Raw genomic sequence first — 9,592 nt, 5'->3', positions numbered from 1 at the left:
TCCAGCTCCTGGGCCTTCCTCGCTCCTCGCCAGATCGCTTTGCCAACCGTGGTAAGCTGCACTCGGGGGGCCTCCTTCCGGAGTCGGTCCCCCTCTTTTTATCCCAGCCCAGAGTCTCACATGTGTTTGTCCGGGTTCAGGTGAGGGACGCCCCAGCATGCGCACCTGGAAGGCCCTTAGGAGGTCGGTTTTGCTGAGGATGCCCAAAAGGCGGTCCTCTGCCATCACCAGGGCCCGGGCATACCCCTGTTCCGCCATGCGTTCTAAGGCGGTGAGGGCGTCCTCCTCGGGGGAAAGGACCAGGGGCTCCTTCAGGTAGTGGGCCACTGGGGCCAGGGGGTTGGCGCCCTCCAGGCCCTCGAGGCCCACCACCCCCAAAACCCGCCCCTCCTCCACCACGGGGAAGCCGGAAACCTTATGGACCAAGGCCAGGCTCAAGACCTCCTGGACGGGAAGGGAGGGGGGGATGACCAAGGGTTCTGGGGTCATGAGGTCCTTGACCTTGAGCCCACTTAGGGCCTGGGCCAGGAGGGTGGCCTCCACCTCGGCCCTCGAGGCCATGTACACGAAAAAAGCGATGAGGATCAGGAAGGGATTGAAGACCACCAAACCGAATAGCCCCAGGGCCCAGGCCACCGCTTGGCTTAAGGCCAGGGCCTGCCGGGTGGCCTGGAGGTAGGGTTTTCTGAAGGCCAACAGCGCCCGGTAGACCCGTCCCCCATCCAGGGGCAGGGCAGGGAGGAGGTTGAAAAGCCCCAGCATCAGGTTCACCAGGGCCAGGTAGTGGGTGAGAAAGCCCAAGGCCCCGGTTTCTACCCGGGCCATGCGGAAAAAAAGGGCCAGGGCGAAGCTCACCCCTGGGCCTGCCAGGGCCACCCAGAGCTCCTTTTTGGGTTCTTGGGGGATGCGCTCCATCTGGGCCACGCCTCCGAGAAGCCAGAGGGTGATGCGCTTGGTCTCAATGCCGAAGCGCCGGGCGGTGAGGGCATGGCCGAGCTCGTGCAGGAGCACGGAGAAAAAAAGACCCAAGGCGGCCAAAAGGCCCAGAAGAAAGGGCCAAGGGCCTTGGAGGAGGCTGGGGTCTTGCGGCAGGCCAAAAAGCTCCAGGTAGATGGGCAGGTTGCTCCCAATGAGGAAGGCCAAAAGGGGCAGGATCAGGAGAAGGGAAAGGTCCAGTTGGATGGGGATCCCCAGGAGGCGGAAAAGGGTTAGGCCGCGCTGGAACATGCCTCAAGTATAGGGGGGTGGCGATGGGGGCCTTGATAATGACCGGTCAGTCAGGCTTAGGATAGGGGGGTGCTGGCCTTGGCCCTCCTCCGGGATCCCCTTTACCGCGCCTACTGGCTGGCCCTTTTCACCTCCCAGATGGGCACCTGGATGCAGGCGGCGGCCCAAGCCTGGCTGGTTCTTCTCCTTACGGGGAGCGCCGAACGGCTTGGGCTGGTGGTGGCCTTGCAGTTCCTGCCCTCCTTGCTTTTCTCCCTTCCCGCTGGGGTTTTAGCGGACCGGTACCCCAAGCGGAACCTCCTTCTCTTCACCCAGGGGGGCATGATGCTCCTGGCCCTTCTCATGGCCCTTTTCATCCTCACAGGGTGGGTGCGCTACGGCCACGTGCTCCTCTTCGCCTTCCTCTATGGGGCCCTGAATGCCATGGACCTTCCCGTGCGCCAAAGCTTCACCGTGGAGCTGGCGGGCCGGGACCGCTACCCCGGGGCCATCGCCTTAAACTCCTTCGGTTTCAACCTGAGCCGGCTATTGGGGCCAGCCCTGGCCGGGGTTTTGATCGCCCTTTTCGGCGTGGGGGTGGCCTATCTGGCCAACGCCCTTTCCTTTCTGCCCCTTCTTTGGGTCCTCCGTCAGGTGCCCCCCGGTTCCAGGGGCGAGGAGGGGGATGGCCGCTGGTGGCGGGAGGCCCAAGAGGGGGTGCGGTTTGTCCTGGAAAACCCTCTGGTGCGCCGGGTGGTGGGGCTGGTGCTGTTTGCCAGCCTCCTGGGGATGAACTTCCAGACCCTGGTGCCCGCCTATGCCCGGCTGGTGCTGGGTCTTTCCGCCACCGGGTATGGGGCCTTGCTTTCCAGCGTGGGGCTTGGAGCCTTGGGGGCGGCCTTGGTCATGGCCTTTACCGGTAAGCCCAAGCCGAAGAGGCTACTTCTAGGGGTTTTTCTCCTTTCCCTGGCGCATCTCGGCCTTTACCTGCCCCAGGCCTCCTTGGCCTCTTTGTTTCTGGCCCTGGGGGGGTTTGGCATGATCTCCGTGCTCATCAACGCCAATACCCTGGTGCAGCTTTCCGTGCCCGACCGGATCCGGGGCCGGGTCATGGCGGTGTACAGCCTGGTGATGCTGGGAACCGGGCCTTTGGGGGCTTACCTCACCGGCCTCCTTTTTGAACATCTGGGAGGACGGCTGGCCGCCTTGGTCCTAGGGGGAGCCGTGCTCCTGGTGGGCCTGTACCAGCTGCGTGCCTGGCCTACGGAGCCCAGTCCTCCGGCCTAGGCCCGAGGCCCAAGCGCCAGGCCACCCCTTGGGCTACCCGGACTCCCGCCTTGCCGTCCCCATAGGGGTTTTTGCCCTGGCGCATGCGGGCCAGTTCCTCCGGGTTTCGCAAAAGCCCGGCCACCACCCGGTATACCCTTTCGGGATCCGTGCCCGCCAGCTTGAGGATGCCCGCTTCCAGGCCTTCCGGCCTTTCCGTCACGTTCCTGAGCACCACCACCGGCACCCCCAAGGCGGCCCCTTCCTCCTGCAGCCCGCCGGAGTCGGTGACGAGAAGGAGGCTTTCCCGCATGAGGGCGGCCATGGGGCCATAGTCCAGGGGATCCAGCAGGATAAAGTTCCTCACCCCTTTGAGCACGGGAAAGACGGCCTCCCGCACCACGGGGTTCAGGTGCACGGGGTAGACGAAGGTGAGGTGGGGAAAGGCCTCGGCCACCTTCCTTAAGGCCCGGGCCAGCTCGGAAAGTATGGGCCAGTTCTCCCGGCGGTGCATGGTGACGGTCACGTAGGGCCCCGGAGGAAGTCCCTGGGGAAGCTGGCCTAGGCGGGCGGCCAAGAGCACGGCATCCACCCCGGTCTGGCCGGTGACCAGGATGGTTTCGGGGGGCTTGCCTTCCCGCAACAGGTTTTCCCGGGCCAGCGGGGTGGGGGCGAAGTCCAGGTCGGTGAGGGCGTCGGTGAGGCGGCGGTTGGCTTCCTCGGGGAAGGGTTCCTTGAGGTTGCCGCTTCTTAAGCCTGCCTCCACATGCCCCACGGGAAGCCCCACCAGAAAGGCCGCCCAGGCCACGGCGAAGGTGGTGAGGGTATCCCCGTGCACCAGCACATAGTCCGCCCGCAGCTCCTCCAGGGCCCTGGCGGCCTGGGGCAGGATGCGGGCCGCCAGGTCGGGGAGGGCCTGGCGTTCTTGCATCACGTCCAGGTTTCTGTCCTCCCGGATGCCAAAAAGCCCCAAGGCCTGCCTGAGTTGCTCCCGGTGCTGCCCCGTGAGGAGGACTAGGGGTTGGATATGGGGATGCCCCTTCAGGGCCAGGTAGACCGGGGCCATCTTGGTGGCCTCGGGCCGGGTTCCAAAGGCTAGAACCACCCGCTTCATGCTATTCCACCCCCTTCCACAGGGCCCTTAGGCGGCGGTAGGTCACCCAGCCCAGGCCCGAGACTGTGGCCAAGAAGCTTGCCAAAATCGCCTCCTTGGGCATCCCCAGATAGGCCATGGCCAGGAGGTTGAAGAGGAGGGCCAGGCCCCAGAGGAGGAAGGCCACCCGCCTTTGCGAAAGCCCCCGGGCGAGAAGCCGGTGGTGGATGTGGTCCTTGCCCGGGGTGGAAAGGGGGTTCTGCCCCCTTAAAAGCCTGCGCACCACCACCTGGGTGGTGTCCAGGATGGGCAGGAGGAGGAAGAGGGCGGGTGGCAAGAGCCCTAAAAAGGTGGTGAGCTTTAGGTTGCCCAGAAGGGCGGTGGCCGCCAGGGTGTAGCCCAGGAAGTAGGCTCCGGCATCCCCCAGGATGATGCGGCTGGGGTGGAGGTTGTGCCGTAGAAAGCCTAAGGCGGCCCCGGCTAAGGCGGCCAGGACCAGGGTGCCTGCGGCCCAGTAGGGGAACTGGGCGCTCACGAAGAGGAGGCTCATGGCGCTGATGTAGGCGATGCCCGCAGCCAGACCGTCCAAGCCGTCCATCAGGTTCAAGGCGTTGGTAAGGCCCACCACCCAAAGCCAGGTGAGGAAAAGCCCCAAGGCGGGGTCCAAAGGAGTGCCGAAGGCGGCCTCAAACCGCACCCCCACCGCCATGAGGAGGAGGGCCGAGAGGGTTTGGGCAAAGAGGCGGAAAAGGGGAGGGAGGCCGAACTGGTCATCGATGAAGCCCACCAGCACCAGCCAGGCCCCCCCGAGGAGGATGGCCAGGACCTGGATAAGAACGTGCTCCACCAGGATAGGCCTTAAAAAGGCCGCCACCACCAAGGCCAAGACCACGCCTGCATAGACCGCGAGGCCCCCGGCGTTGGGCAGGGGCTCCCGGTTGAGGCGCCTTTCGTTGGGCATGTCCGCCCACCCCACCTTAAGGGCGAAGCGGCGCACCTGGGGCAGGAAGCGCCAGGTGAAAAAGAGGGCCAGGAGGAAGACAAAGACCACCGTGAGCCAGCCGGTGCCCCCGGGCTCGGCCACCCCGATTTTCCTAAGGAGTTCCGTCATTTGGTCCCGTAGATCCGGTCCCCGGCATCCCCTAGGCCGGGGACGATGTAGCCGTGGTCGTTCAGGCGTTGGTCTATGGCGGCCACCACCACCTCGGTGTCCGGGTGGTCCTGGGCGATGCGCTCCAGGCCCTCGGGGGCGGCGATAAGGCACATGAGCTTGATCCCCGTGGCCCCCTTTTCCTTGAGGAGGGAGAGGGCCCGGCTGGCGCTACCTCCCGTGGCCAGCATGGGGTCCAGGAGGAAGACCCGGCGCTCGTGGATGTCGGGGGGAAGCTTGGCGTAGTACTGAACGGGTTGGAGGGACTCGGGGTCCCGGTAGAGGCCGATGTGCCCCACGCGGGCATGGGGCACCAGCTTGAGGATGCCCTCCACCATGACCAGACCAGCCCGCAGGATGGCCACCAGGGCCAGCTTCTTCCCGGAAAGCACCTTGACCCGGGCGGGGGCCACGGGGGTTTCCACCTCTGTCTCCGTGAGTTCCAGGTCCCGCATGGCCTCGTAGGCCATGAGGAGGGATACCTCCTCGGCCAGTTCACGGAAGTCCTTGGCGCCCGTGCGCGCGTCGCGAAGGTGGGCCAGCTTGTGCTGGACCAGGGGGTGGTCCACCAGGGTGATCCTCATCCCCCAAAGCCTAGCATGCCCGCTTTCTTGGGGGAAAGCAGTCTTGGAAGAAGCCCAGGGCCCGGGGGAGCTTTTCCTCCAGAGCTTCCTGGAAACCCTCGGGCTTCTTGGTGCGAAACCAGTGGAGATCGTGGAGGTAGGTGAGAGGCACGTAAAAGGCCAGTCGCTCCCGTACCTCCCTTGGGTAAAAGCGCGCCAGGCGAAAGAGGACCTTTCGGGCGGCTTCCTCTCCCAAAAGGTCTAGGCTTCCCGTCTTCAGGAGGGCCAGGTCCCGGGCGGGATCGTCGCCGCCGGAGCGGACCCAGTCCACCAGGAGCACCTCGGGGCCTTCCTGGAAAGGGCTCTCCGGCACCTTGAGGAGGAGGTTTCCCGCCCAGGCGTCCCGGTGGCAAAAACGGCGCTCCACGCCTGCCGCCATGCCCACTTCCCGCTTTAGGGCTTGGATCAGGGAGCGGGCTTCGGGTATCTCGTGGAGGCTTTCGGCGAATAGCTCAAGCCGTTCCTGGAGCTCCTGGTGTTCCACGTAGCCGGGCTCGGGCAGGCGGTGGAGGGAGAGGAAGAGGTGGGAAAGGGCAGCCAGGGCTTTGGGGGTAAAGAACTTGGGGGTAAAGGGCTCTCCCGGGAAGCGGCGGGTGATGAGGACCCCGTGCCCGGCCACCTGGGCCACTCCCAGCACCAAGCTTCCCAGGCCTGCCCGGGCCATCCTCCTGGCCTCGAGGGCCGCCAGATGGGCTTCCTGTGGGCGGTATACCTTGTAGACCTGGTCTCCATCCGTGTACACCCGGGCTTCAAAGCCGCCCAGAGGGGTGAGGCGTGGAAGGAGTTCGGGGGGAAGGAGGCCCTTCAGGGCCGAAACCGCCACGGGCTCTATTTTAACGGCCCTCCCCCCTTGGAAGCCGCCATCGGCTAACCTGGGCTCGTGGAGCTTCTTCGCCTCGAGGCCACGGTCCTCTCCTTGGGGGATCGGGTCCTTTCCTTTGACCGGGAGGGCCGGCCCTACCACTACTTCCGCCAGGGGCTCACCTACAAGCGGTCGCTGGATGGGAGCCTGCACCTCCGTTACCGGGAGGAGGCGCGGAAAAGGCGCCGCTTGGGGGAAGGGGAGGCCCTGGAGGTCTACGGGGAGATCCTGGAGCTGGCGGAGGCCCACCTGCAGGACCCCGTGCGCCGGGCCGAGGTCCTCCGTTGGACCCCCGAGGCGCTTCTGGACCCCACCCCCTACCGGAGGGCCTACGCCTGGCCCGTGAGCATCCTTCCTCCCGATGCCTACCTCTCCGTGGTCCTCCAGGCCACCACGGGATGCACCTGGAACCGGTGCGCCTTCTGCTCCTTTTACCAGGACCGCCCCTTTCAAAAACGAAGCCCGGAGGCCTTCCGGGAGCATGTGGAGCGGGTGTTGGAGCTACTGGGCAAGGGAAGGCTATTGCGGAAGGGGGTTTTCCTGGGGGATGGCAATGCCCTGGCCTTAGGCGAGCCCCTTCTTCCCCTTCTGGAAGAGGTGCGCCGGGTCTTTCCCCAGGAGGCCATCCTGGGTTTCCTGGACCTTTTCACCGGGGTTAGGAAGGAGCCCTTTTGGTGGGAAAGGCTAAAGGCCTTGGGGCTGGGGCGGGTGTATGTGGGTCTGGAGACAGGACACGCCCCCCTTTTGGCCCTCCTCAACAAGCCCGGGCACCCGAGGGAAGCCCTCTCCCTGGGGCGAAGCCTCAAAGGGGCCGGGCTTTCCCTGGGGGTGATCCTCCTGGTGGGGGCAGGGGGCGTGGCCTATGCCGAGGCCCACCGCCGGGAAAGCCTGGCCCTCCTGGCCGAGCTTCCTTTGGGGAAGGAGGACGTGGTCTACCTATCCCCTTTCCAGGTGGAGCCGGGTACCCCTTATGCCGCCTTGGGTTTGGAGCCCCTTCCTCAGGTGGAGGAGGAGCTGGCCGCTTGGGCCTCAGCCTTGCGCCGGATGGGGCTAAGGGTGGCCCGGTACGACATCCGGGAGTTTGTCTATTAAGAAGCCTGGGCCCTATGCCCAGGCTTCTTAATCGGGATTCGCGGTCCTTCAAGGCGAGGTGAGGATTATTCCGCTTCTCCCTACCACCACGAACTGCCCGTTGGCGAAGTTAACTCCCTCGAGCCAATCGCCTACCCCAGAGCTTTGCGCGATTAGGCTGGACCCATCAGGGGAGGTCAGGATAGTGCCGTTCTCGCCCACAATCACAAAAAGGTTGGCTGCGAAAGTAAGGTTGGTGAGGTACTTGGTGGTGCCCGAGTTTAAGGAGGACCAGGTGGTTCCATCGGGGGAGGTTAAGACTACGCCACCCCCACCCACGGCCAGCCAGCGGTTTCTTCCGAAGGTCACGCTTTCCAGCGTGACCAGGGTGTTGGAGGGGCGAGGGGACCAGGTGGTGCCGTCACTGGAGATCAAGATGGTACCCCTGCCACCTACGGCAAGGAAACGGCCGTTGGCAAAGGCGATGCCCTCTAGGTCGTTGGCGGTTCCGGAGTTTTGGCTATTCCAGATCGTCCCATCGGAGGAGGTCAGCACCGTGCCGCTCCGGCCCACGGCTACATAGCGTCCGTTGCCGTAGGTAATCCCTAGGAGCTCCTTATCGGTTCCCGAGGTTTGCGAGTTCCAGGTGGCTCCATTTGGGGAAACCAGGATGGTCCCACCTGTCCCCACCGCTACGAAGCGCTGGTTGGCATAGATCACGCTGCGCAGGAGGGCCGTGGTTCCCGAGGAGTGCGGTGTCCAGACTGCGCCATCCGTTGAGGTGAGGATGGTTCCATTCCCTCCCACCGCCACGTACACACCGTTACCGAAAGCCACGCTAAAGAGGTGGGCGGACGTCCCAGACTGCCTCAGGGTCCAGCGTGTTCCCAAGGAGTTATCGGCGCTTCGTGGGCTGCAGCCGCTCAAGCTTAGCGCCAGTAGGAAAATCCCTGTCCAAAGCCAACCCAAACCTTTAGCCGCGGGAGGATTTTTCATCTTATCACCCCCTCACTGCCCAAGGTAGTCGCGGGACCTTACACCGTTCTTAAACGCTGGATCGGTAGGGTATACTTGGGGCCATGAGCGCCGCGCATGAACGGGAACTCTATGAGGCCTGGGTGGAGCTCCTCTCCTGGATGCGGGAGTATGCCCGGGAAAAGGGGGTCCGGTTTGAGAAGGAGGCCGACTTCCCCGACTTCATCTACCGCATGGAGCGCCCCTACGCCCTCCCCACCACCATCATGACCGCCTCCCTTTCCGACGCCCTGGGCGAGCCCTTCCTCCTGGCGGATGTCTCCCCCCGGCATGCCCAGCTGAAGCGCATCGGCATCCGGCTTCCCCGGGCCCATATCCACCTGCACGCCCACTATGAGCCCGGGAAAGGGTTGGTGACGGGAAAGGTTCCCCTCACCAAGGAGCGCTTCTTCGCCCTGGCCGACCGGGCCCGGGCGGCCTTGGCCTTCGCCTAGCCCTCGAGGGCCTCCCAGAGCTTGAGCACCACCCGGTGCAGGAGGGCCAACGTGCGGTGGGTGGGCTTAAGGCGGGGGCCTTCTACCACCAGGTACCCTTCTTGCGTCAGGGATCGGAGGGCGGGGTTTAGGCGGGGCCAGAGGCTGAGGCCGGTTCGCCTTTCCAGGGCTCCCACATCCACCCCCTCCCTAAGCCGCAGGCCCAGCATCAGGCTTTCCTTGGCGTGTTCCAAGGGGGAGATGCTCTCTTCCTCGGGTGGCTCCCGCAGAAGCCAGCGGGGAAGGGGGGGGTGGGTGCGGCGGAAGGCATAGGCGTTTGGGCCTTGCCCCGGGTACTGGCCCGTGGCGCCGGGTCCCAGGGCCAGCCAAAACCCCGCGCGCCAGTAGACCAGGTTGTGCTGGGCCTCCTCCCCGGGCCTGGCGAAGTTGGAGACCTCGTAGCGCCGAAGCCCGGCCTCTTCCAGGATGGCCTCCGCCTTCTCCATGGCCCAGGCTTCCCTTTCCGGGTCCTCCTTCAGCCCCAGGAGGGCGAAGGGGGTACCCTTTTCCACCTGCAGGGTATAGGCGGAAACGTGGCCCACCCCCAGGGAGGCCGCCTCCTTAAGGTCCTTATCCACCTCCTGCATGGGGAGGCCCAGGATGAGGTCCAAGGAGACCCTAAAGCCCCCTTCCAAGGCCATCTCCACGGCCCTAAGGGCCCCTTTGCGCCCATGGGCCCTTCCCAGGAACCGCAGCACCCCGTCCTGGAAACTCTGCACCCCTAAGGAGAGGCGGTTTACCCCGAGGTCCCTTAACAGGCGAAGCCTCTCCTGGTTCAGGGTGCCGGGGTTGGCCTCGAGGGTCACCTCGGCG

General features: G+C 65.1%; 9 protein-coding genes and 1 pseudogene. 3 read left to right on the top strand and 7 right to left on the bottom strand.

The features are described from left to right. Positions 1-150: 150 nt before the first annotated feature. Positions 151-1,227, bottom strand: a pseudogene (locus Q0693_RS00680) (site-2 protease family protein); the annotation flags it as partial. A 69-nt stretch (positions 1,228-1,296) separates the two neighbouring features. Between Q0693_RS00680 and Q0693_RS00675 the strand changes: the two are divergent. Next, positions 1,297-2,493, top strand: a complete 1,197-nt coding sequence (locus Q0693_RS00675) for an MFS transporter (RefSeq protein ID WP_298628278.1) — start codon at positions 1,297-1,299, stop codon at positions 2,491-2,493. Here the strand turns inward: Q0693_RS00675 and wecB are convergent. From wecB to Q0693_RS00655, 4 genes are read right to left on the bottom strand one after another with little or no spacing between them, the layout of a single operon-like run. Beyond that, a complete protein-coding gene (wecB, locus tag Q0693_RS00670; RefSeq protein WP_243030689.1) occupies positions 2,468-3,586 on the bottom strand; it encodes a UDP-N-acetylglucosamine 2-epimerase (non-hydrolyzing) in 1,119 nt (372 codons plus the stop codon). The two genes, Q0693_RS00675 and wecB, sit on opposite strands and share 26 nt — an antisense overlap. A 1-nt stretch (position 3,587) precedes the next feature. Continuing rightward, complete coding sequence (locus Q0693_RS00665) at positions 3,588-4,676, bottom strand: MraY family glycosyltransferase (protein ID WP_298628274.1); 1,089 nt, start codon at positions 4,674-4,676, stop codon at positions 3,588-3,590. Next, a complete protein-coding gene (gene upp, locus Q0693_RS00660) occupies positions 4,673-5,299 on the bottom strand; it encodes a uracil phosphoribosyltransferase (protein WP_243030691.1) in 627 nt (208 codons plus the stop codon). The genes Q0693_RS00665 and upp overlap by 4 nt, the downstream gene beginning before the upstream one ends. A 10-nt stretch (positions 5,300-5,309) precedes the next feature. Next, entirely contained in the window at positions 5,310-6,161 is an 852-nt protein-coding gene (locus Q0693_RS00655; protein WP_298628268.1) for an aminoglycoside phosphotransferase family protein, read from the bottom strand. Positions 6,162-6,218: 57 nt separating this feature from the next. Here Q0693_RS00655 and Q0693_RS00650 point away from each other — a divergent pair, with 57 nt between their 5' ends. Next, on the top strand, positions 6,219-7,292 hold the full coding sequence (locus Q0693_RS00650) for a radical SAM protein (protein ID WP_298628265.1): 1,074 nt from the start codon (positions 6,219-6,221) through the stop codon (positions 7,290-7,292). 48 nt (positions 7,293-7,340) lie between these two features. On the opposite strand, the gene Q0693_RS00645 is transcribed toward Q0693_RS00650, so the two are convergent. Continuing rightward, on the bottom strand, positions 7,341-8,090 hold the full coding sequence (locus Q0693_RS00645; protein WP_298628263.1) for a YCF48-related protein: 750 nt from the start codon (positions 8,088-8,090) through the stop codon (positions 7,341-7,343). Positions 8,091-8,350: 260 nt separating this feature from the next. Here Q0693_RS00645 and Q0693_RS00640 point away from each other — a divergent pair, with 260 nt between their 5' ends. After that, positions 8,351-8,740 (top strand): NADH-quinone oxidoreductase subunit 15, encoded by a 390-nt coding sequence (locus Q0693_RS00640; RefSeq protein WP_298628260.1) that lies wholly within the window; start codon positions 8,351-8,353, stop codon positions 8,738-8,740. Here the strand turns inward: Q0693_RS00640 and Q0693_RS00635 are convergent. After that, positions 8,737-9,592, bottom strand: an 856-nt coding sequence (locus tag Q0693_RS00635; RefSeq protein ID WP_298628256.1) for a coproporphyrinogen-III oxidase family protein, incomplete at its 5' end; no start/stop codon positions are given. The genes Q0693_RS00640 and Q0693_RS00635 overlap by 4 nt on opposite strands.

This window comes from uncultured Thermus sp. (assembly GCF_938010445.1).
GTDB lineage: Bacteria > Deinococcota > Deinococci > Deinococcales > Thermaceae > Thermus > Thermus altitudinis.
Note: the sequence above shows the minus strand (reverse complement) of the source record. Positions and strands in the feature narration are given on the sequence as shown.